This window comes from Paenibacillus sp. FSL R7-0312, assembly GCF_038004445.1.
Classification (GTDB): domain Bacteria; phylum Bacillota; class Bacilli; order Paenibacillales; family Paenibacillaceae; genus Paenibacillus_AQ.
The window spans coordinates 4879878-4905417 of record NZ_JBBORE010000001.1 but is presented as its reverse complement, the minus strand read 5'-3'; the positions used below and the strand labels follow the sequence as shown (position 1 = coordinate 4905417).

Here is a 25540-nt window from a genome sequence, read left to right as displayed (position 1 = left end):
TCTTCAGACGGTTGCGGGTACTCCCCGCCGTTCTGCGTCTAAGACTGAGGCTCCTGTGAGCTTCAGGGTCAGCTCTTCCATGGTCATCAGAACCCGCGCTTGCGGATCAAGGATAGAGATGTCAACTGCCGTCAGCCCGTCACTCATCGTCCGCCACCGGGCGAGTACCTGAACATCCCGGGTCATCGGACCGAGCACCGTACATCTCAGCATCTTGCGGTATTCCACCTGGTCAGCCTGTACGGCCAGCTGCATCAGGCTAGCCAGCAGTTCTTCAACAGCTGAATAGTGAAGCAGCGCCCGGTTCTGCGCGGAGTCCAGAGTTTCCTTAAGGCGAACGCTGATTGCTGCCTGATGTGCGCCGGTCCGCAGCTCATGAATAGTCTCAATATGCTGAAAGGCGGTGGTATTAGGCTCAGGCCATGCAGCGGGCGCTCCCAGTTCAGCCATACGGAATGGCATTACTGCGGCTGCAGGTCTGTAAGGAGCTGCTGTGACTTTTCCCTGGGCACAAATAACATAATCGCCTTGCTCGTTGTCATAGCCTGTCTCACATTCAATGTGCGCACCAGCTTCATACAGGGAAGTCATAAGGCTGTCCGCCGCCACAGGCTGCGGCTGCACGCCCCAAATCACATCCTCAATCACATGGCAGGGCGACTCCAGTGACAGCTCTGCGGTGATACGGAACAGCTCGATAAAGGCTGTATTCGCCAGTCCGCTGTTCCTATCAGACGCCTGAAGGACCGTCTCGTACCGCTGCTTGCTGAAGCTGGACAGGTTGCGGTCCACCAGCGGATGCAGCTTGCGTCCTTCCCCGCCCTTTGCGGAAGCCGGCGATTCGGTCCGGGTAATCCAGTAACGCTCTCTTTCAAAAGCATAGGTCGGCAGCGGTATAATCCGCACTTCCTCGCCCGAATGCAGCTTCGGCCACTCAACCTCGGCCCCCTGCACCCATTCAGCTGCCACTTCTGCAGCATCTCCGGCCGTAAACACTGTCCCTTTCGTCCGCTTGGATACCTTGCCGGAAAAGATGTCTTCCAGGTTCTCACCGGCCAGATAGCTGTCCAGCTTCGCCTGTAATTCCGCGATGCTGGTACATACAAAGGCCAGGCGGCAGGTCATTTCTTCCCGTCCGGTCTGTAAGGTGTATGCGGCATCCGCAAGCGCGGTATCCGGATTGCCTTCCAGGAATGAGCGCAGCTTCACGGCCATTTGCTTCAGGGAATAAGGTGTCTTGGCTGACAGCACGATGAACTGAGCGCCGCTGCTGTGTCCGTTACCGGAACCAGACTGTGCCGAAGGCACACCCGCCTGGACTTCAGCGGTGTATTCCTCAATAAGCACATAGGCATTGGTTCCGCCGGCCCCGAAGGAACTGACACCGGCCCGCCTTATGGCTGAGCCGTCCGGTCCGGCCACCGTCCAAGGTGCCTGCTCATGCTGTACTCGGAAATAAGAATTCGCAAAATCAATATTGGCATTGGTCTGCTCCGCATGGATGGAAGGGGCAAGCTGCCGGTGTTTCATCTGCAGAAGCACCTTCGTAATGGAGGCAATGCCTGCTGCCGCTTCCAGGTGGCCGATATTGGATTTGACCGAACCGATGGCACAGGACTGCTTGGGCGGATTCGCTTCAGCAAATACCTGATTGAGCGCATTAATCTCGATGGGATCTCCCAGCTTGGTCCCTGTGCCGTGCGCCTCGACATAAGAGAGGCTGCTAGCATCCACTCCCGCCTGCTTCAGCGCCTTGGAGATCAGGCTGACCTGGGCATTCGGATTCGGAACGGTATACCCGCTGACCTTGCCGCCATGGTTGATTCCGGTCGCCTTAATCACGCCATAGATATGATCTTTATCCTTAATCGCTTCGCTCAGAGGCTTTAAGAGAACGGCCCCCACCCCTTCGCCGGGGACAAAGCCGTCAGCGGCATCGCCGAAGCTGTGGCATTTCCCCGTCGGAGACAGCATCTTGGTCTGGCACATCAGCACATATTTATAAGGATGCAGATATAAGTTCACTCCGCCCGCTACCGCGAGGCGGCATTCTTTGTTCTTCAGGCTCTCGCACGCCGCATGAATGGCCGCAAGTGACGACGAGCAGGCGGTGTCTATCGCCAGGCTGGGACCGCTGAAGTTGAACATATAGGAAATCCGGTTGGCGATGGACCAGGGTGACACGTTCGGCATGGCCGAAAGATTGCCCCGTTCCCATTCCTCCGGTCCCCACAGCTGGTACGAATAGGTGGTCGCTCCGGCAAAAACGCCGATATTCGCGCCGTTCTCCTCCCCGTCCCGCTGCAGCTTCTTCTTGGTGTAGCCCGCATCCTCCAGAGCCGACCAGACCGTCTCGGCAAACATCCGTTCCTGCGGGTCCATGATCACTGCTTCCCGCGGCGCAATATTAAAGAATGCCGGATCGAACTTGTCCACATCATCGAGGAACCCGCCCCACTTGCTGTACATCTTGCCTTCCTGCACCTTCTCGAAGCTTCCGCCCAGATATTTCTTGTAATCCCAGCGGTCTGCGGGGATCTCGCGGATACAATCCCTTCCGCCAGCGATATTGTCCCAGAATTCGTAAATATCTCCGGCCAGCGGATATTTCCCGCTTAGACCGATAATTGCGATCTCTTCGCCCTTCCCGGCCGCCGCATGGGCCGTACCCCTTTGCCCGCCTTGTCCCGCGAAGGAGGTCAGTTCTTTCCATAACGGCGGCTGGGCGGCAGAGATTACCGGCTGGCCTGCCAAATCAGCGGTTGAAGAAGTAATAGTCTGCTCCATGGGCTCCCGGCTTGCCCCGTGAACGCGGAACAGCTTGTTCAAAGCACCGGTGTAGCGGCTGACCATATGTGCAGCGAGGCTCTTAAGGGTCTGGTATTCAAACAGCAGGGTCTTGGAAATCTCGCCGAGATCCTCTTCCAGCTTGCCGTTGAAATAGCCGACCATCACCGATTCAATGCCGTATTCCTCAAATTCGGCGGTAATATCAATCTCTTCCGGCTGAAGCTTAAGCAGTCCGCTGAACAGCTCCGTCAGGTAGTGCAGCGTCCGGTCCAGCAATTCAGTGTCAGACAGGCTGCTGTCTTCAAGCTGATCCGGGTGAATCTCCGCTTCCGCCGGATCAACGCGGTTAATCCGCTCCAGCAGCCTGCTTACGCGCTCCAGCTGACCGTATCCGACAATCAGCGGATTGATATTGCCCTGCTGGAGCAAGAATTCAAAAGATGCTATGCCATGCTGCACAGGGAGCGGCGTCAGGCCGGTCTGCAGCTCCAGCATCCTCCGCTGTTCCGTGGTCAGCTGCATGCCATCTGCTTCCCACAGCGGCCAGGCCACCGAGAAGGTGCGCCCGGACCGTGCGCCTGCTTCGGCCAGCCGTTCGCGGTAGAGCGCGAATTCATTCATGAAGCTGTTCGCATAGGCGTAATCCGCCTGCCCGGGATTGCCTGTCTCTCCGGTAATGGAGGAGAATAGCAGGATGAAATCCAGCTTCTCCTCCTGTGCAGCCTGATCCAGATTCAGTGTGCTGAGGATCTTGGAGGAGATGACCTGGTCAAAGTCTGCCTGGTCTTTGTTCAGAATAAAAGCATCCCGGTGAATCCCCGCACAGTGCAGAATGCCGTCAATCCGGCCGTATTTCTGCTTCGCATAGCCGACAAGCTCCCGTGCTCCCTGTTCGTCTGCGGCGTCCGATACGAGGTATTCGGCAGAACCCCCGTGCGCCCGGAGCGCCGCGAGCTTCGCCTCCTTCTCCCGGTCCAGCGGCGAACGGCCGGTCAGGACAAGCTGCGCCTGCGCCGTTTCGGCCAAATAAGCGGCGAACACGCGCCCCAGCCCGCCAAGCCCTCCTGTAATGATGTACACACCGTTTGCTCTGACGGTTACCGGAGTGCCGGGCTTTGCTTCACTTCCGGCTTGAACGAGCCGCTTAACGAACCGGCCCGCGCTGCTGTATTGAACCTCTTGCTCCCCAGGGTCCAGCAGCAGCTCTTGTTCCAGAATGGAATGAAGCTCCTCCTGCGGCAGCGAAGCTGCCAGGGAGACGGTCTTGAAGTTGTAGTTCGGGCTTTCCAGGTGCAGCGTCTTGATGAATCCGCCCATTGAGGCATCCAGCAGACTGCCTGCATCCCCTGTCTCCCTGAAGGCATACAGCAGCCGGATGCCGGCCGCAGCCTTACTCTCCATCAGCGCCTGGGTCAGGAACAGCAGCGGGTATACGCTGTGGTTTAGCTTGTCGCGCGGCTTCATTGCAGCCGAAGCTGCCAAATATATAATCTGCGTCAGGCTTACACGCCGCGCCTGCAGAGATTCCAGCAGCATATGAATATGCTGCTTGTCGTCAAAGCGCAAGCTGTAGAGATTGTCACCGAGCTGGGCATATTGCTCCCCGGCGGTGACGAAGATCAGCCTTGCACCCGCTGCGAAGCTGCGCTTGAAGTGCGGCAGCTCCTGCATATCATCCAGGAACAGCACTACATCACCCGTCAGATTTCCGGCCGTCTCCTGCGGACTTAGGGTCCATGCGGGGGTGTAATACTGGACGGTTTCCCGTTCCTGTACCTCCTGTACCTGAAGACCGGTAAGACGAACGCCTTGCATTATCCAGACCACTGCCCCATCTCCGGTTAATACAGCCAGTGTGTATTCATCCCCGGCAATGCGCTCGGCACGAATCACGAATTGCTGCAACGGCTTGTGCCGGAATGACATTTGACGGATGGAATGCAGCACCACCGGATGCTGCGGCTGCTCCAGCGCAGCGAGGGCCAGCAGAGTGTGGCAAGCTGAATTCACGGCCTCTGCGGAGAAGGAGTCCGATGCCGGAGCTTCTCCCAGATCAACAAAGGCCAGCAAGATGTTCTTGTCTTGCCGCAAGCCGGTGACATGCTTCAGTCCGGACTCCATGCCATAGAGTAAGCGGAGTGCCTGCCGGGCCTGCTTCAGGACCGGCTCCCCTTGTCCTGCTTCCGGGATATCTTTCTTTGCATAGACCGCATCTACGTTCTGATTAGCCTCTTCAACTGCCTCACATTGAAAGACGACTTGCTCCCCGATCCGGATCTCGCCCGCTGCGGTTCCCCTGTCCGGGAAGATGTGAATGTCCAGTGCCGGTGGAAGCTGCTGCCGGTCCATCAGACCCGACCAGGCCATGTTCTCCAGCAGCAGCCCTTCCTGCTTATAACCGGCCAGCTCCAGTGCTTCCCGCGCAAACGCCAGCAGCCCGAAACCGTTCATATATTCTTGTCCCTGCCAGGTGTAGGGTTCATAGCAGCTGCTGATCACCGCAGACCGGGAAGAGAAACGGTAGCCGTCAATGGTGGACAGATTATGCTCGACCAGCTCTCCCATACCGGCAGCCTCCGGGACCAGAGCCGGGATGCGGATTTCCCGCCGCTTCACCTCGCTGACCCAATAACGGTTCCGGGCAAAGGGGTAGGTCGGCAGCGGAACTCTTGTGCAACTGCCTGCTTCGTACAGCTTCCGCCAGTCGACATCCAGTCCCAGGGACCAGAGCTGGGCTATTTTACCGGTATTGCCGCCGTCCAGCAGCAGGTCTACATAAGAGATTCTCGCCTGACCCGCGTTGAACAGCTCGATATAATCCTTGAAGCCTTTGACATTGCCACGGTATACCTTGCCGCCCGGCAATCGGCCCTGATTGAATTCATCCAGCAGCGCTTTAAGCTCGGAGACCGAACCGGCAATGATCGCCAGCCTCTCTGCAAAAGACTCCCGTCCCACCTGCAGCGTATAGGCAATGTCCTTAAGACTGGCCGCTTCCGCTTCAGGCAACTCCAGATACTGTGCCAGCTTCAGCGCGTAAACCTTCAGCCGGTCCTCTGCTCTGGCAGATAAGACAATGATGTGCGGCTCTCCGCTGCCTTTGCTGTCTTGACTGCTGCTCTGCGGGGCCGGGATATATTCTTCCAGAATAATATGCGCGTTGGCTCCGCCTGCCCCAAAGGAGCTGACTCCTGCCCGGCGCGGATATTCCTTCTGAACTCCGCCTTCCGGCAGCGATACACGATCCCACGGACCCGCCTGCCGCTGCACATAAAAAGGCGTTTCCTCAAAGTTAATGTGGCCGTTCAGCTCCTCGGAATGAAGCGAGGGAACAATCACACCGTACTTCATTTGCAGCAGCACCTTGGTGATGGCCGCGATGCCGGCCGCAGATTCGCAGTGTCCGATATTGGACTTCACTGAGCCGAGGGCACAAAACTGCTTGTCGCCTGTCCCCTCCTTGAAGGCCTTGACCAGTCCGCTGACTTCAATCGGATCACCGAGCGAGGTTCCTGTACCATGGGCTTCAATATAATTGACCGTACGCGGATGAATCCCAGCAGCCTGCAAGGTCTCCTGGATCAACGCACCCTGCATGGACGGATTCGGCACGGTATAGCCTGTGGTTTTGCCGCCATGGTTGATGGAGCTGGCTTTGATTACGGCATAGATATGATCGCCATCCTGTACTGCCCGGTCCACCGTTTTCAGTAGAACAGCGCCAACGCCTTCCCCGGGAACATATCCGTCTCCGCCTTCACCGAAGCTTCTGCACCGCCCATCACTGGCCGCGAACTTCTGCTGGCTTAGGAATATGTATTTATCGGGATGAATGGAGACATTCACGCCCCCTGCGATGGCAAAATCGCTCTCGCCCCGGCGGATACTGTCACAGGCAAGATGGATCGAAGTGAGCGACGAGGAACACATGGTATCCAGTGCGATACTCGGTCCATTCAGGTTGAGATGATAGGACACCCGGTTGGCAATCGACGCATAGACGGAGGATAGGGCGATTTTATTGCCGTCAATCTCGGCATCCAGGAGCTGATACTGGCCATACATCACACCGGCAAAAACACCGACCTTGCGGCTGCCCAGCGTACCCGGTGTATATCCGGCATCCTCAATGGCGCTGTAGGCGCACTCCAGGAACAGCCGTTCTTGCGGGTCCATAATCTCCGCTTCCCGGGGCGATATATTGAAGAACAAAGCGTCAAAGCGGTCTACATCATCAAGGAAACCGCCCCATTTGCAGTACATTTTGCCGAGCTGGTTCTTATCCGTAGTGTAATATTCGTCAATGCTCCAGCGATCTGCGGGAATCTCGGTAATGCAGTCCTGCGCCTGAAGCAGGTTATTCCAGAAGGCTTGCAGATCCGGGGACATCGGGAATTTCCCGCTGACGCCAACGATCGCAATATCCTCATTCACCTGGCTGCGGTCCCGCTGCCTGGCAGCCTGCACGGCGTTTGCGGAAGGCTGAATCCGCTTAGGCGGAATAGGCGTTTTGCCAGAGAGCTGCAGGCGCGCATCCGGGCGAAGGGCCTGCGGCGTAGCAGCCTTTTGGGGGGTCGGAGGATCAATCAGTCCGGCGAGTGCCTCACTGTGCTGTTCAGTGAAATATTCGCTTAATTCCCGCAGCGTCTGGTATTCGAACAACAGCGTTTTGGACAGCTCGCCGAAGCTGGCCTCCAGCTCCTCGTTAATGCTCATCGCCATAATGGAATCAAAGCCGATTTTCTCAAACGAATCATCCAGGCCCAGGGCATGCGGCGGAATTTTGGTGACTTTGATGAAAATACTCTTCAAATATTGCTCCGCGCCTTGCTTCAGCGCCTCCGTATCTATAGATATAGTGGGTGATGCTTCAGGCAATAATACTGCTCCGCCACCGGCAACCGCCGTGTCAGCCCTTGGCTTGTCCCTCTGCTGCGGATAATTGATTGCCTCTACCGCTTGCTCTATCCGTGCAGCATCGCCATAGAGTACTAAGGCATTCTCCACCATTTGACGGCTGAGCTTATCGAACGCATCCAGTCCCTCGGCCGTAGGCAGGACCGATATCCCCAGGTTCCTCCGCATAATGTCCAGGCTGTCCGCTGTCGTCATCATCCCGCCCTCCTGCCACAGCGGCCAGTTGACGGAGAGGATGTTTACACCGGCAGCGGCTCTTTTTTCATTGGCAAAATGGTCCATGAAGCTGTTGGCGTAAGCATAATCGCATTGCCCCACATTGCCGGTCACGGCGGAGATGGAGGAGAACAGCAGCATGAACCCCAGCGATTCTTGCCCAAACGCCTCATACAGGTTCTGCGTACCGGCAACTTTCGCGGCCAGCACCCGTTCAAGCTCTTCCCGCTTCTTATGCAGGATGAAGGAATCGCTGCTCATTCCGGCACAGTGCAGGATGCCACGAAGCCGGGGGAAGCTGGCTTTGACTTCGGAGAGCAGCGCCAGGGTATCGGCTGGACTTGCCACGTCGGCACGGACATACCTCACCTGATTGCCGTTTCTGTGCAGCGCCTGCAGCTTCTCTTCCAGCGCACGGTTCAGCGGCGTTCTTCCGGTTAGAATAAGGCTGGCCGAACAGGTATCCGCCAAATGGCGGGCTAGCGTGTAGCCGAGCGCACCCAGCCCGCCTGTGATGAGGTAGACCGGATGAGCTGCGGGACTTTGCTGCCGTACAGGGACGTGATCTGCCGGAGCAGTATACCGTTCAAGAACCGGCACATACCGCCGGGAACCCCGGTAATGGATTTCCCGGTGGCCGTTCAGCATAGAGCCCAGCTCCAGCAGCAGCTGCTCCAGCAGCTGCGGGTCAAAAGCTTCGCGGCCAAGATCGGTGGATACCGTCTTGTACAGCAGGCCGGGATTCTCGATCATGACGCTTTTCACAAAACCGTCCAGTGCAGCATGCACCGCATGATTCTCTGCATGTTTATATTGGAACAGGATATTAACCTTTGCGCGTTTTTTGAAGGAGAGCAGGGCTTTGGTCAGCGCAAACATTGAATATACACCGCTCTCCATGGCAGCATCCGTCTCTCCATCGGCCACTTCCTCCTGGGACAGGAGATGAAGAATGCTGCCGGGAAAACGTCCCTGCTGCTCCAGGCCGGACAGCAGCCGTGTATAATCCTCCTGACTCTGCAAAGGAGGCCTGTCCTGCCCAGTTTCCGCGCCGGTGCCGGCTTCATCCACCGTGACAAACGTAAGCGAATGGAACAAGGAGGCAAACTGGCCGCGCAGCTTGGGCTCAAGACCCCTATCGGCTGCCAGAACGAGCACATGTCCGAGAGAATCCCCTTTAAGGTCTGTAAGCGGCTGTTCCGTCAAAGTCTTGGTGAAGGTTAGGCACACTTGCTTATCCGAGCGCTTAAGCGCCGCAATCTGCCGGAGGCCTTCCTCCTTGGAGATGGCTCCGCTGGCGATCCTTTCAATAATTGATCTCACTTAGATTCCCCCCCAGCATTCTCTCAACTTCGTCTACCCCGGCTTCTCCGTTCAGCAGCTTGGTAAGCATCTTATCCAGCAGCGCAGTCCCCGCCAAAGCCGCCGAATCTGCTTCCGCCGCCCTCGTGTTCTGCACAGAAGACGTCAAATCTCTTCCTGAAAGACAGGAGAAACGCACCGCCGGCTGGCCTGAGCTGTCGAGCAGCAGCAAATCGAACTGCATATCCTGCTCCTTCGCATAAGCGGCAGGCGCAACCAGACAATAGCTCACAGGTGTCAACGGTCTGTAGACCTCTACAGTCTGTAAGGCAAACGGAACAAAGGTTCCATACTGCCGCTGGCCGCTGAGCACCGAATACAATGCTGTCTGCATCGCTCCGTCAGCAAATCCAGGATGCAGGATATATTCCTGAAGAGGCATTTGCGTGTGTACCGGCAGTGTCAGCTTGGACAAGGTGCCGTGATCCCCGGTATATACCGCTTCAATGGTCCGCAGATTCGGGCCGTATTTCATTCCGTGAGCCGAGAACAGCTCATAACAGTCTTCGCGGTAACGGGTGTGGCTGGCTGTTTGGAGGATGTGCGGAATATCCACAGCATTCACATCCGCGGCTTCGGCTTCACCGTCCGTATAATTCACCGTACAGGTGCAGTACAGTACTCTTTGACCGTTCCCGTTCAGGGAATAGATACTGGCTCCTATCCCGTCTTCCTGGGCAACCAGCGCCACAAAGATGTCCTGGACATCCTTGTCTGCCGGCAGCTCCAGCGTTCTGCGCCATTTCACATCGTTCACCGACTGCACCTTCCACTCCCGGCTGGAGAGCGCCCCTGCCCGCCAGGCCATTTCGAGATAGACCACTCCCGGCAGCACCATCCGGCCTTGGACCACATGATCGCGCAGGTAGGCATCGGCTGCGCTTAAGCTTTTTTTGTAGCATTGCTCCTCAAATACCGATTCATTGGAATCGATGACCGCCGCCAGCGCTAAGGGTTTGCTGCTGAATACTGCTGCAGCGGCTTCCGCCGAGTTATACCAGTAGCGTGTCCGGTCGAACGGATAAGTCGGTAAGGAGATTCTGCCCGGCTTGCTCTGCGCATACAGCAGCTGCCAGTTGAAGCTCACCCCGCTAACCCACAATCTGCAGAGCTGGCTCAGCTTGCCGGACTGCAGCAGGGACAGCAGGAAGGCTTCCCCTTCCTCACTTTCCGAGAAAACGTCGCGGATCTCGCTGCCGGCGCTGATATTTCCCGCATAGACCTCGGAGACTTTGCGGCTGCCGGCCAGAAACTGGTTCAGCTTCTCCCTCAGCTCCTGCGTACCGGATACCACGATCGCCAGTCTTTCTTCCATGGGCTCCCGGCCAACCTGAAGTGTATAGATCAGCTCTTCCAGGCGGAAATCATAGACGGCCGTACGGTTCGCATCTATTGCGCTTTCCACATCTTCCGTTGATTCTGCCGTTCCCGCTCCAAGTCCGTGTCTGGCCGTAATGGCTGCAGAACCCAGCTGCTCCAGCAGATGACCGGCAATGCCTTCAATCGTGGCGCTGCCCGTCAGGAGGCCCATAGGCAGCCGGACCGGATAAGCTTCATAAAGAGCGTCCGCAGCAGCCATCAGCTCTTCTTTGGACAGGCCGTATTCCTCAATGGCCTCCCGGGCGCTGATGTATGCAGGCAGGAGGGCCGATTGCAGGAAGCAGGCGGTGATGTCGGCGATCACATATTTTCTAAGTGCAGTGCTGCTGATCTCTTCCGGCACATTTCCCTGCCACACCGTGTGCAGATCAATGTAATCAAGGACATGCTTGGCATAAGCGTTCAGCCGGTCCTTGTTTTTGGCGGATAAAATAAAGATGTACGGCCCGCAGCCGCGGTCAATGTGCGGTGCGGACAAGACACTTTCCGGCTTCCCCATGTATTCCTCCAGGATGACATGCACGTTCGTGCCGCCTGCGCCGAATGAGCTTACCGCCGCGTAACGCGGGCATTCCCTGGACACGCCTCCCTCTTCAATAACGGCAGGCTTCCACTCTTCCAGGCGGCGCTGAACATAGAAAGGGGTCTCCGCAAAGTTAATATTCGGATTCAGCACCTCGGAATGGAGCGAGGGTACAAGCTGCCTATGCTTCATTTGCAGCAGCACTTTAATGATGGAGACCACCCCGGCCGCCGATTCCAGATGACCGACATTGCTTTTGACCGAGCCGATTGCGCAGTACTGGTTATCTGCCGTCCGGGTTCTGAAGGCTTTGGTCAAGCCGCTGATCTCTATCGGATCACCGAGCGCGGTTCCCGTTCCATGTGCCTCCATATAGCTGATATGCCGTGGATGGACGCCCGATTTGCGCAGCGCCTCCGCGATAATATTCGACTGCGCATTCGGATTGGGAACGGTGTAGCCGTTCGTCTTGCCGCCATGGTTAATCGAGGTTCCCCGGATCACCCCATAGATGTTGTCTCCGTCCTCCATTGCTTTGGCGAGCGGCTTCAGCAGCAGTGCACCCACCCCTTCGCCGGGCACATACCCGTCTCCGCCGCTGCCGAAGGCGCGGCATTTGCCTTCACTCGAGGCGAACCGCTGATTGCAGAGGAACAGATACTTATCTGGGTGAATGGTGACATTCACTCCCCCCGCGATCGCAATCTCGCTGTCTCCCCGGTAAATGCTCTCGCAGGCGAGATGCAGCGCAGTAAGCGACGAGGAACACATCGTATCCAGCGCAATGCTGGGCCCGCTCCAATTAAAGAAATAGGACACCCGGTTGGCGATGGAGGCATACGACGAGCTGAGTGTCAGAGTATTTCCTTTGGCGGTCTCCTCCGCTCCGTACAATTGATAGTGGCCGTACATGACACCGACGAACACACCTGTCTTACTGTTCCACAGGGATTGCCGGGTATAGCCGCCATCCTCAATCGCGCTGTGTGCACTCTCCAGGAAAAGGCGTTCCTGCGGGTCTAGCTGCTCCGCATCCCTTGGCGTCAGCTGAAAAAACAGCGGATCAAAGCAGTTATATTCGTCGATAAAACCGCCCCATTTGCTGTACACTTTGCCTTTCTTGCCTTTCTCCGGATCGTAGAACCGGCTGTGATCCCACCGCTGCGGCGGAATCTCGGAAATGCAGTCCACACCATTCTTCAGATTATTCCAGAATTCATCCAGGTTCCGGGCACCCGGAAAAACGCCGCTGATGCCAATGATCGCAATCCCCTCGTCCTTTGCCGGATGAGCCTGCTCCACTTCCTGGTCCCGGCTCTTGCCGGGCGTTACGAAGGATCTATATTTCTTCGAAGGTTCATCACTCTTCTTCTGAACCGGTGCAAGGTCTGCCGCCGGTACGGCGGGCTTAACCGCCTGGTGATTCTCGCGGGTCTGCCGGTACCCGGCCTGCCCTTCCAGCAGCTCCCGCTGATTCTGTACAAAATACCCGGCAAGCTCAGCCAAGTTACCGTATTCGAACATCAGCGTCTTCGGAAGATTCGGAAAATCCTTGTCCAGCAGCGAGTTGATCTCCATAATCGCCACCGAATCCACCCCGTACTCCTCCAGGCTCTGCCCCGCATTGATCCGGTCTGTGTCCAGACCGATGACCTGCGAGAGCAGCCCCTTCAAATACTGGACAGTATAGTCATGAAGCCCCTGGCCTCCCTGTGCCTCTGCATTTGATCCGGTTGCCCGCTTGGTGTCTGCTGGCACTGTGGGCTGGCTTTTCAGCTGCCGGATCAGCGTATAGCCCTGCTCGGGGTCTATCTCTCCCCGCTTGATCTGCTCCAGAATTCTGCCCATTTCCAGGTTTGCGTCACTCATCGTAGGCCCCCCATCCACTGTTCCACTTCCGCTTCGCTCATCTCTCCGGCCTGCAGCCGGGTCAGCAGGTCAACAATGGCCTCCTTGTCCTCTAGCGGAACTTCTTGCACCGGTGTGTTTTTTTCCAGCTTGAACGCATGATCAATCTTGGGCTTGTTCCCCGCAGCAACTATGATATTGCCGCAGCCCGCCTGGCAGATGGCTTCAAAAGCCCGGATGCCCGTATCTTCATCCATCATGCTCATGCCCAGGTAGCTGGAATAGAATGCCGACTCGCTATCGGGAATTTCAAATCCCCCGTCCTTCCACAGCGGCCAATTGACCGAAATCGTCTGGCCCTTGCGCTTCCCTTGTGACACTGATTCATTTCTGAGCTGTGCATAACGGTCCATGAAGCTGTTGGCCATGGCATAATAACCGACGCCCAGATCACCCAGCTCCACCGAAATGGAGGAAAAGAGGATCAGAAAACCGAGATCAAAATCCGTACTGAACAGGTCCAGGTGGATCAAGCCTTGTACCTTGGAATTCATGATCTCCCGGCCTGCCGCGCGGTCCGCTTCCGTTACGGGTACTGATCCGCCTTGGCCTGCACAGTGGATGATACCGTCAAGCACGCCGAACCCGCTTTTGATGATGCCCATGATCTTCTTCACATCCCCGGCGCTTGCGATATCGCCCTGAAGATAACGGCCCTCTCCTCCAAGCCGCTCCAGCTCCTCCATGAAGACATCCGTCCGCTCACTTGCCGGCTGTCTGCCGGTGCAAATAACGGTGGCCTGGTAAGTGCGGGCAAGATATCTGGCAAAAATCATACCCAGCGCGCCTGTACCGCCCGGAATCAGATACACACCGTTTTCTTTAAAAACAACGGTGCTTGACACGGCTGCCTTCCTGCCGCCAAGCTCCAGCGGCTTAATCTTGCGCACCTGCCGCTGTTCTACGGTATAGCGGATATCCGTATGACCTGTGTTCTCTGAAGAGAACAGCTCCTGATAAAGTCTTTCCTGGAAGCCCACACCGCTGATTGTATGGTCATCCGCCGATACGCTGGCAATCTGGAACTTATGGTGCAGCGTTACAATCGACTTCGCGAAGCTGGTAAGCAGTTCATGAGGAGCCGAGAAGGCTCCCTGGTCTGTCCGGTAGATGAACAGCAGCTTCAGGGGCTGCTGTCCGTACACCTGAACGAAGGCTTTAAACAGTGAGACGACGGAAAATACGCCGTTCTCCAGCATCTCTGTCAGCACAGGCTGGATCATGTCATCACTTAGCGCAGTCAGCGGCAGCGGCGCTGCCGTTCCTGCCCACTGATGCAAGACATGAGTGGCGTCAAAGCCGCTCTCCCGCAGCTCCTGCAGCAGTCTCACATAATCCGCTTCCCTCTGCGGGTTAATCGCCATATGATTTCCCTGACGTGCCCGGTATTCCGTATGCGGTGTAATCCAGACGCAGCCGTCTGCTCCGCTTGGCATCATGTGCAGCGGCGGATGAGTGGCATCCTTATCACCGTTGCCCCCGCCGCCTGCCGGTTCGCCAAAGATCAGAACATTCCGCCGCTCTGCACCCATTACCGGGACAAGCGCTTCATTCTCATAGACCGGAGTATAGTAGAATATCTCCTCCTCCGGGCGACGGCCTTCCGGCTTACCGGCAAACGGCCGGACGATGAAATCCTCGATTCTGACCACTTCATGGCCGTCCAGGTCGAGAATGGCAATATCAAAAATGTTCAGTCCCTGGTTGTTCTCTCCCGGCTGCTCCTTCACCCGGGTGTACACATAGCAGTCGGTAGGAATTGGTGCGAATATCCCGATGTTCCCCATCGAGAATGGAATGTGCGTGGCTCTGCCTGCTTCATCCCTGCCTGCGGCCACCGAGCGTACCGCCCCGTCGAATAACGCGGGGTGAAGTACAAATTCAGGCAATGCGGCTCTGTAGGCCTCGTTCAGGGACAAGCGGGCCAGCGTCTCTTCCTTCCCGCTCAGCACCTCTTCTGTCACCTGGAAGGAAGGACCGTAATCGAACCCAATTCCTTTGAATACATGCTGGTAGCATTCGTATTTATCCTTGCGGCCCGGGCAGCGGCCCTTGATTCCATCCAGGTCCAGGCTCCGGCTTCTCCGGGATGCAGGCACCTCAGCGAATTCCAGAACGCCTCTGGAATGCACAACCTTGCCGCTCCGGGCATTACTGAAGATTTCATAATGCACGGCCTCCCCTTCAGGCTCCAGAACGATATCCAGGTCCATGGAATCCTCTGTCATCACCACCGGCTTCAGCCAGACAATGTCCCGGACCGCGCTGACTGTGGCTTCGGCTGCAATTTCACCTGCAGCTCTGGCCATCTCAATGTAAGTGACCCCGGGCAGCAGCATCTGCTCCGCAACGATATGATCCCGCAGGTAGAACTGCTCGACAGAGAGCCGCTTGCGGAACCGCTGCTCGCGCAGTGTGGAGATATTGACATCCACCAGCGGGTGCAGCGGGTGCAGAGAGAGCAGCCCTTCAGGCATTAGACCGTTCTCCGCTTGTCCGTTCGCTGCAGTTACAGCTATTCCTGTGCTGATGCTGCCCGTGTTCTCCAGCCAATATCGTTCTCTGGCAAAAGGATACAGCGGCAGGGAAACCTTCTGCGGCTTATAGCCTGCAAAGAGCAGACTCCAGTCAATCGGCGTGCCGAGGACCCATAGCTTCGCAATTCGTTCCAGCTGATTCTTGCGGGCCAGCGCGGCGATATAAGCAATGTCCTCGGGGTCATTCCCGAGAATGGCGGCTCCGTTCGTTAGCGCCGCAGCTGAATTGCCTTGGTGTACCCCTTCGTGGACAACACCGTCCGCAATAGCTTGCAGGGCTGACTTCAGTTCATCCAGTGTCGAGGCGGCAAAAGCCAGCCGTTCCTCCATCTCCTCCCGGCCCGTGCTCAGCGTGTAGGCGATATTTGCCAGTGTGTATTCTCCCGTAAGCGGTGCTTCCAGGAAACTGTGCAGCTCGTGAATCTTCTCCATGAGTCGTTCCCGGTTCTTGGCGGACAATACGATCAGCTTGCTTCCGGTAATTTCTGCAGCGGCCTGCGCCGGTAGGTATTCTTCGGCAATCAGGTGCACGTTGGCTCCGCCTGCCCCGAAGGAGCTGATGCCGGCTCTGCGCAACTCTCCGCTGCCCGGAGCTTGCTCCCAGCGGTCCAGGCTGCGCTGCACATAGAACGGTGTATCCTCGAAATGGATACCGCTGTTCAGTTCCTCCGTATGAATCGACGGTGCCAGCATCCGGTGCTTCATCTGCAGCATGACCTTGGCTACTGAGGCAATCCCTGCAGCAGATTCTAGATGTCCGATATTCGATTTGACCGAGCTGATCGAGCAGAACTGCTTCTCGTCCGTGTACTGGCCGAACGCCTTGGACAGTCCGGCAATTTCAATCGGGTCGCCCAGTGAGGTCCCGGTGCCATGCGCTTCGAGACTGGTAATTGTTCTGGGATGTACGCCCGACTTGCGGAGGGCCTCAGTAATAGCCGCAGCCTGGGCACCCGGATTCGGCACGGTGTAGCCGCTGGTTTTACCGCCGGAATTCACTGCCGTACCCTTGATGACTCCGTAGATATGATCTCCGTCTTCTATGGCCTTGCTGAGCGGCTTGAGCAGAACTGCGCCCACACCTTCACTGGCCACATAACCGTCTCCGCCTTCGCCGAAGGCCCGGCATTTGCCTTCACTGGAGGCGAAGCGCTGGCTGCACAGGAACACGTATTTGTTGCGGTGGATCGTCACATTGACGCCTCCGGCAAGCGCAGCCTCGCTCTCACCGCTGCGGATACTCTCGCAGGCCAGATGAATCGCGGTCAGCGAGGAGGAACACATGGTATCAACCGCCATGCTCGGCCCCTGGAAGTTGAACAAGTACGACACCCTGTTGGCGATGGACGCGAAGGACGAGTTAGGCGCTACCAGATTGCCTGAGGCGTAGCTTTCCGTCCCGATAAGCTGATAATGGCCATACATGACGCCGACAAAAACACCGACCTTGGAGCGGGCGAGCTTCTCACGGGTGTATCCGGCATCCTCAACGGTGTGGTAGGCGCATTCCAGAAACAACCGTTCCTGCGGGTCCGTCAACTGGGCATCCCGCGGTGTCATCTGGAAGAATAACGGATCGAATTTGTCCACATCGTCGATAAAACCGCCGTATTTGGTGTAAATTTTGCCCTTCTTGCCCTTCTCCGCATCGTAGTCACGCATGTAATCCCAGCGGTCAGCGGGAATTTCGGTTATGCAGTCCCGCCCTTCCCTCAAGTTATCCCACAGCTCGGAAATATTGCCCGCCATCGGGAATCTGCCATCCATGCCGATGACCGCGATATCCATACCGCCGTTGTTCACCGCGTTTCTTACCGGCGGTGCAGCTTCCCCTGCCTTCGGCAGGAAGCGTCCGCCCTGCGCTGCGGCACCAGTGCGGCCGACAGAATTGCTGCTGTGCATTTGCACTGCTGCACTTGCCGCAGCCTGCGGATCTACTGACAATTTCACCGCCTCCGGGTTCCGCGGCTGCTCAAGCTTCAATAGGGAAGCAAGCTGTGCTCCGTAATGCCCGGTGAAGTAACCGGCAAGCGATTCTACCGTGTTATATTCGTAAAATAATGTGGTCGGCAGTCCGCTGAAATCGCGCTGGAGCGACTCATTCAGCTCCAGAATCATGATCGAATCCAAACCAAAGGCATCCAGCGGTGAAGCCTGGCCGATCCGGTCCCTGGAGATGCCCAGAGTCTTGGCAAGCAGGCTGACAAGATAAGCCTGCGTCCGTACCAGCAGTTCCCCGCTGTCAACGCTGCTGCTTGCTGACTGCGCCGCTGTCGCCGCCTGACCAGCTTGACCAGCTCCGCTTATACCGAGCACCCGGGCGATTTTGTGCGGATCGCCGTAGCCGACGAAGGCCTGCACGGCATCCTCTTTTAGCACAGCCTCCAGAATATCCAGGCCTGTTCTGCTGTCCAGCAGGTGCATGCCATAATAATCGGCCAGCACCTGCTGCTGGGCTGCGGCAACCTGATATCTTCCATCCTGCCAGAGCGGCCAGTTGATGGATACGGTCTTGCCCTGCCGCTGATGCTGTGCGGCAAGACGGTCACGATAGACGGCAAACCGGTCCATGAAGCTATTGGCAGCCGCATAGCTGCCCGCTCCCATATCCCCGATCTGTGCAGAGGTGGACGAGAACAGGATGAACAAATCCAGCGCTTCCTCCTTGCTGGCCAGATCCAGATTCAGGGTCCCGTTGACTTTGGGGCCGAGAATGCGGGCAAAGCCTGCTTTGCTGCTCTCCGCTGCCTTCACCGTCTCGCCGATTCCGGCACAATGAAGGATGCCGTTAATCCCGCCGAAGCGAGCTTTGGCTTGTCCGATTAACCGGACTGTACCGCCCATGTCGGCAATATCGGCCTGAAGGTAGACCGCTTCTGCGCCAAGACCCGCCAAATGCTCCAGCTTCGCCTGAATTTCCACATCCACCTGCTGCCTTCCGGCCAGCACCAGCCTGGCTTGAACCGTAGCGGCCAGTTCAGCCGCCACCAGCATGCCGAGTGCTCCGGTGCCGCCGGTAATAATATAGACACCGCCTCTGATGAACCTGGATTCCCCGGCCTGGTGAAGCATGGGCTGCGGAAGGAGCTTCCGCAGATAACGTGCTCCGCCGTCGTATCTGATCTCTGTCCCGCTGGCAAGCTGCGGCGGCAGTAATTCTTGAACCAACCGCTCTGCAGCTTCTGCTGGTGCCGCTGCATTTAGCTGAACAAGACTCAGTTGGAACAACGGATGATCGGCAGAGATCGAATGGGCTAATCCGGCAGCCATTTCATTCAGCGGCGTCAGCACATGTTCTGCACTGTCATAGGCATATAAGCATCTGATTCTGGACTTCGGCTTCGATGCTGACACCGCCTGCAAGAGATGCAGCAGGGAATACAGCCCTTGATCCATTTGCACCTCCAGAAATTCCGCCAGCCCTTCTTGCAGACTTCCCGTATCTTCCAGCGCAGCCCCAACCCCTGCACCGGCATCGGCATTCACATTCCAGCCATGCACAATATGCTGTAGCTCCACGCCCTGAGTGTTCAAAGCTTCCAGTAACCGGAGGTAATCCGCTGCCTGTCCCGGGTTGATCACATACTCTGTGCTGCTCAGCCGGGCATATCCGGCCCCGGCCTGAACCTGAATACAGCGGTCTGGCGCCAAGCCTTGCTGCGTAGCCTGCCCCCGGATAGAACCGGCCAAAGCCGCTGAGCCGAACACCACAATTGAGGACAACGCAGCGGATTCCTGCGGCAGACCAGCTTCTACCCATTCCGGAGCATACAGCGATAAACCGGCAGCTTGCCCGGGTGCGGCTCCTTTGGCTGTGGCGTACTGCTTAATCGAGAATCCAAACAGCCGCACAACCTCCCGGCCTTCAATATCTGTAATCCGGATATCATACTTCCGCGTTCCCTCATCATCCGTGCCGGTTGCCCCCTCTGCGGTCTTCGCATAGGCGTAGCACTGCCGGGGAACCTCACCGACCAGCTCCATACGGTCCAGGGCGAACGGCACCCGGAGTGTCAAGTCCTCATCGCTGCGGTTGCCTGCCCAGGAGAGCGACCGCACCGCACCGTCAATGATCGACGGATGCAGCACATAGTCCGCGTAATCCGCTTCTAGATGCTCCGGCAGAGAAATTTCGGACAAGCCCTCCTGTATAGAGCCATAAGCAGTCTTCGTCACCCGGAAGGAGGGGCCATAATCGAAGCCGACGCCCTTGAAGATATGGTCATAACACTGTGCATGATCGAAGGTGGATGTACTTCTCTCCTTGATCATCGCAATCTCCAGCGTTTGGGCGGAAGCCGGTGTCTCCTGCAAAATAATCCCCGAGGAGTGCAGAACGCGCTGATCCCCGGCTTCACTGAACACCCGGTACTCCAGCTCTCCTGATTCAACAAGCCGGAAAGAGGTGTAAATTTCCTTCCGGTCTACCTCCAGCTCCGCGGCCTTAATCCACCGGACATCCTTCAGCCCCGTTACCGGGGTGATTCCCGCCAAAGCGGCAGCAGCTCGTACCATCTCCAGATAGGCTACACCAGGCAGCAGAACCTTCCCGCCAACCACGTGATCCTTCACAAAAAACTGGTCCAGCCGCAGCACTGTTCGGAATTTCTCCTCTTCCATAGTGGAGACATTGCTGTCAACCATCGGATGGAGTACGGCGGCAGCCGCTTCTGCGGAAGACAGCTTGGGAGCGATACGGCGTGTATTTTTACGGACCCAGCAGATTTCTCTGGCAAAAGGATACACCGGCAGCGGAATGCGTCTGCCCTTCCGGTTTACATACAGGCTGCTCCAGTCCACCGCCTCTCCGGAGGTCCATTGTTTCGGCAGCTCCGAAAGCTCCAGGGCTGTAACCGGCTGCGCCGATAAGCGGTCTCCGGCTTTGGCGGACAGCGATGGTGAAGCCGCAGGCTGTGCGGGTACCCGACCGTAGCACACTGCATAGGCTTGTTCCGGCCCGGCGAGGCAGCTGCGCAGAATGTTCACCAGCTCCTCCTTGCCGGTGGCGGCAAAAGCCATCCGCTCCGCCATTTCTTCTCTTCCTGTCTGCAGCGTGAAGGCGATGTTATGCAGCGTAAGCTCTTCCTTATCGCCGTGAAGCGTCAGGTAGCTGAGCAGCTGCTGCACTTTTTGCTGAAGCTGGGGCTTGGTCTTAGCGGACAGGATGATCACGTTGCCCGGCCCCGACTGTTCCGACTTCCCGGATTGCCCGGAACCGGAGCCAGGACCGGAAGAATCCATGGCGGCTGCAGGCGTATAATCCTCCAGTACCACATGGGCGTTCACCCCGCCGAAGCCGAAGGAGCTGACCCCCGCCCGTCTTGGCGCATCTTCAAGCGTTGTCCATTCCTGCGTCTTCTCCACGATATAAAAAGGCGAATGCTCTAGCTCGATATAAGGATTCAGCTGGTTAAAGTGAACGTTCCCCGGCAAAGTCTTATGCTTCATCGCCAGCACAACCTTCAGGATTCCGGCAATGCCTGCGGCGGCTTCCAAATGGCCGATATTGGTCTTGACCGCGCCCAGTCCGCAATACTGCTCCCGGCTCACCGGGATTCCGTGTCTGTGATACAGCTCTTTAAAAGCGCTTTTCAGCGCATTGATCTCCACCGGGTCACCCAGGCTGGTACCGGTGCCATGCGCTTCGATATAACCGATAGTATCCGGGGGAATGCCGGCTTTATCATAGGCTTCCACCAGCACCTCTGCCTGCGCCTTCGGATTCGGCACCGTCAGCGAGCTGACCTTGCCGCCATGATTGATCGCCGTTCCTTTGATAACCGCATATATATAATCCCCGTCTGCTTCGGCCTGGCTTAACGGCTTCAGAAGAACTGCTCCTGTACCTTCTCCGCGCACATAGCCGTTTGCGCTTTGATCGAAGGTTTTGCAGCGTCCGTCCGGTGACAGCATGCCTGCACGGCTGAAGGAGATGTGCAGGGTTGGGGCGGCAATCACGTTCACACCGCCGGCAATCGCCTGTTCGCAGTCGCCGTTCTGAATACTCTCCACCGCCCGGTGCACGGCCACCAGGGAACTGGAGCAGGCCGTATCAATCGGCTCGCTTGGTCCGCGGAAATTGAGCAGGTAAGAAATCCGGTTGGCGAGTACGCAGTGAGAGCTGCCTGTGGAAGAATAAGCTTCAATCTCGATGTCGTTATCCTGCAGAAGAGTGCTGTAATCATTCGTAGAGACCCCGACGAACAGCCCCACCTTCTTGCCTGACAGCGCCGAAGCCTTATATCCGGCATCCTCAAGGGTGGACCACACGGTTTCCAGGAATATCCGCTGCTGCGGGTCCATCAGATCGGCTTCACGCGGGTTAATGCCGAAGAAGCCCGGGTCAAACTTGTCGATGTCCTTCATGAAGCCGCCCCAGCAGGAGATCGGCTTGTCCGGGCCGCGGCCCTTCAGCCGGTTCAGTTCCTGAATATCCCAGCGGTCGCCGGGAATCTCCGAGATCAGATCCTTCTGCTGCCGCAGCTGGTCCCAGAATGTCTCCAGATCCCTCGACTCAGGCATAGCTCCACTGATCCCGACAATGGCAACCGGCTCGCGTTTGACGGCTCCGGCTGACTCCGGCTGAGGCAGCTTCCACCCTTGTCTGGTCTTCGTACCGGCGGCCCCCGCCTTAACCGGCCCATAATCAACAGTAGCTGCAGCTGCCTGCACGGCTCCTTGGCTGAAATATCCAACTAATTCGTCCGCATAGCTCTCCGCCAGATGGGCAGATAATGCACGGACCGTCGGATATTCAAAAAAGACCGCCGGTGTCATCCGCACCTGAAACGCATCATTGACCGCATTTGCGGCATCAGTGAACGTAATGGAACTCATACCGTATTCGCCCAAATCCTGATCGGGATGGATCACAGCTTCATCCAGCTTCATCAAGCGACTGATGACTCCGGTGATGGCTTGCTGAGTCTGCTCCAGTAATTCGGCCGCCAGATTCGCCCGGTGACCGGCTCCTTCTCCGGTTATAGCTGCACCGGAAGCCGCTGATTCAAGGCCAAGAATGCCGCTGATTTTCTTGCGGTTTGCCTGAAGCGGCAATATGTGTGGTACATTCCCGTTCAGGATTGCCTCGAAATAGCCTAGTCCCGCCGCAGTATCCAGCGGTTTCAGACCCACGGTATTCCGGAAGAACAAGAGCGTCTGTTCCTCTACCTGCATCCCCCCTTCTTTCCAGAGCGGCCAGTTGATGGAGATGGACTTTCCGTATCTGTGACCCGATCGTACCAATGCATGTCGGGATAGCATATATTCGTCCATAAAAGCATTGGCATACGCGTAATCGCTCTGCCCGGTATTTCCTGTGACCGCAGCTATTGAGGAGAATGCCGCTATGAAATCCAGCTTATCCTCCTGCGTTGCCTGGTCGAGATAGATCAGCCCCTGGACTTTGGCCCCAAGCACTTCGCCGGCCTGCTCCGCGTCCTTCACCTGGATAAGTGCATCGCGGGTGACTCCCGCCGCATGAATGATGCCATGCAGACTGCCGAACCGGCTCCTTGCTTCGGCAACAGCCGCTGCTACTGCCTGTTCCTGCGAAATATCCGCCTGCACGTACAGCACTTCTGCACCGAGCTTCTGTAAACGGATGATTTGCTGTTCCTGCTCCGGCTGAAGTACGGATCTGCCAATCAGCACAAGCTTGGCCTGAACCTGCCCGGCAAGATGCTCCGCCACAATCAGCCCCAGCTTGCCCAGTCCGCCTGTTATGAGGTAAACGCCCTGTGGCCGGAGGATATCACGCGCGGCTTCCTTCTCGGGAAGAGCGATCTCCTTGAGTGCATGAACATATCTTCTGCCCTGCTGGTACAGCACTTCATCGTCAGCCGAGCGAACCTCGGCGGCAACCATCCGGTACAGCTCCTCCGTGCTGGCCTGTCCGGTGAACAGCGTGCTGAAATGCAGCTTGGAATGTTCCAGCTTGAGCGTTTTGTTGAAGCCTCTCAGTGCTCCAAGCTCCGGTAGTACAGCCTCTTTCTCCCCGCCCTTGCATAACTGGATCACCCGGGTATGCCGGTTTTCCTGGCCAGCCATCAGCGCCTGCGCCAGATACAGCTGGTGCAGATATGCCCCCGCGGCAGCGGCCCCGGTTGAAGCAGCAGTAACCTCAGGTTGTTCATACACGATGGTCTCCAGCGTACAGCCTCTGCTCTTCAATTCACGAATTAAGCGGGCATAATCGGCCGGCCGCTCCGGGTTAATCCGGTAATGCGTTTCTCGGTCCTGATGGTACTCTGCACCGGCTCCCACTATAGTTAACTGGCCCTGATCAGCCCGGCTTTTGGCCTTGGCAAATTCCTTGTATAGCTCCGGCTGCCCGGTAAATACGAGTACATCGCCTTGAATAGTATCCTGCTGCGGAAGGGACGTACCGTTCTCCTTCCACTCATAGGCAAAGCTCATCTCCTCTGTACTCTGCTGTCTTCCCTGATGGAAGACCTTCAGTACAAAGCGGGTGAACTTCAGCAGGACCCGGCCCTGCCCGTCGGCCAGCACGACGTCGAACTCCTGGTCACCGCCGGTATTGGCGGACTCCCGCTTTTTCACATAGGATACACAGCTCGCCGGCAGGGTCCCGAAGATTTCCAGCTTGTCAAAAGAATACGGCAGAGCCACCGCACCCTCCAGTTCTTCCTGAGAGCTGACCAGACCGATGACTGCTTCCAGTACTCCGTCAACCACGGTGGGATGCAGTGTAAATTCCTTGAAGCCTTCGCGTAAATGTGCAGGCAGTTCGATGAAAGCTAACGCTTCTGTCTCCCCCGCAAACATTTCGGTTATCGACTGAAAGGACGGGCCGAGCAGCAGCTGATGTTTTCTGAACTTGTCATAGATTTGGGTTCCGCTGATGCGCGTCTTCCCTTGGCTTAACGCGGTAATATCCAGGGTGTCCAGCAGATTACCAGACGGTTCTTCCGCTGTATAACTGATACTGCCCTGGCTATGAACGACCGTATTTCCTTCGGACAGGCTTGTAATCTCGTAATCTAGTTCAGCTTCCGCTTCTCCCGGATATAGGCGCACCTGCACAGTCTTAGCGGCTTCGCCGTCCTCCAGTTGAATCGGGTAAGCCCAGACAACACCGGTTATCCTGCGGACCGTTGTACCCGGCAGTGAAGCAGCCGCAGCGGACAAAGCCATCTCCAGCTGGACCACACCAGGAAGCAGCTTATGTCCGGATACGATATGATCGTTCAGGTAGAACTCTGTGCCCGTCAGCTTTTTCGCAAAACACTGTTCATGCACCGTAGACTGGTTGCTATCCAATACCGGGCTTATCGCTTGTACCGCAGCGCCTCCTGTTGCAGCTAAAGGCGCTGCGGTGTTCAGCTCCAGCCAATACTGGTGTTTCTGAAACGGATAAGTAGGCAGCGGTGTTTTGTTATATTGGCGATCGCTGTACAAGACGTTCCAGCTGCAAATGCAGCCTTCCATATACAGTCCTGCGGCCTCATCCAGCGCTTGCCGGGAGACTGGAGCCCCACTTGTCCCGTCAGCTATTCTTTTCCCCACTATCCCGTCCAGCCTGCGCTGATCCTCACGCCCGTTCTGGTTTCGCCGCAGCACACGGGAGGCGCTGCCCGTATCCGCAGCAAGCGCCTCATGGGTGCGCAGCAGCTCCGTTTCCAGCTCCTGCAGATCGCCGGCAATCACGGCCGCCCGCTCGGGAAAGTGGCTTCTGCCGACGGATAACGTGTAGGCGATATTTCCGACATCCGTGCTGGCATCCGCCTCTTCCTTGATCCACTCTTGTAGATCCGCAAGTCTCCGAATCAGGCCCTCCCGGGTCTTGGCTGAAAAGAGAAACAGATAAAAAGGGCGTTCGCCGCTATGTATGCCATTATTGCTCATCTGTTTAGCCTCCACTTCTCTTCCTAATGAATGTATGAAT

General features: G+C 56.9%; 3 protein-coding genes. All 3 read right to left on the bottom strand.

Annotated elements, in window-relative coordinates; genetic code table 11:
- Positions 1-3: 3 nt before the first annotated feature.
- Genes MKX70_RS21425 through MKX70_RS21415 form a run of 3 tightly spaced genes read right to left on the bottom strand, consistent with a single transcriptional unit; the run spans position 4 to position 25500 of the window.
- The gene (locus MKX70_RS21425) at positions 4-9246 is read right to left on the bottom strand and encodes an SDR family NAD(P)-dependent oxidoreductase (protein ID WP_340840682.1); all 9243 of its coding nucleotides are present in this window, start codon (positions 9244-9246) and stop codon (positions 4-6) included.
- The gene (locus MKX70_RS21420; protein WP_340840681.1) at positions 9230-13057 is read right to left on the bottom strand and encodes a beta-ketoacyl synthase N-terminal-like domain-containing protein; all 3828 of its coding nucleotides are present in this window, start codon (positions 13055-13057) and stop codon (positions 9230-9232) included. Before MKX70_RS21420 ends, MKX70_RS21425 begins: the two co-directional genes overlap by 17 nt.
- Complete coding sequence (locus tag MKX70_RS21415; RefSeq protein ID WP_340840680.1) at positions 13054-25500, bottom strand: SDR family NAD(P)-dependent oxidoreductase; 12447 nt, start codon at positions 25498-25500, stop codon at positions 13054-13056. The genes MKX70_RS21420 and MKX70_RS21415 overlap by 4 nt, the downstream gene beginning before the upstream one ends.
- Between the last annotated feature and the right edge of the window lie 40 nt (positions 25501-25540).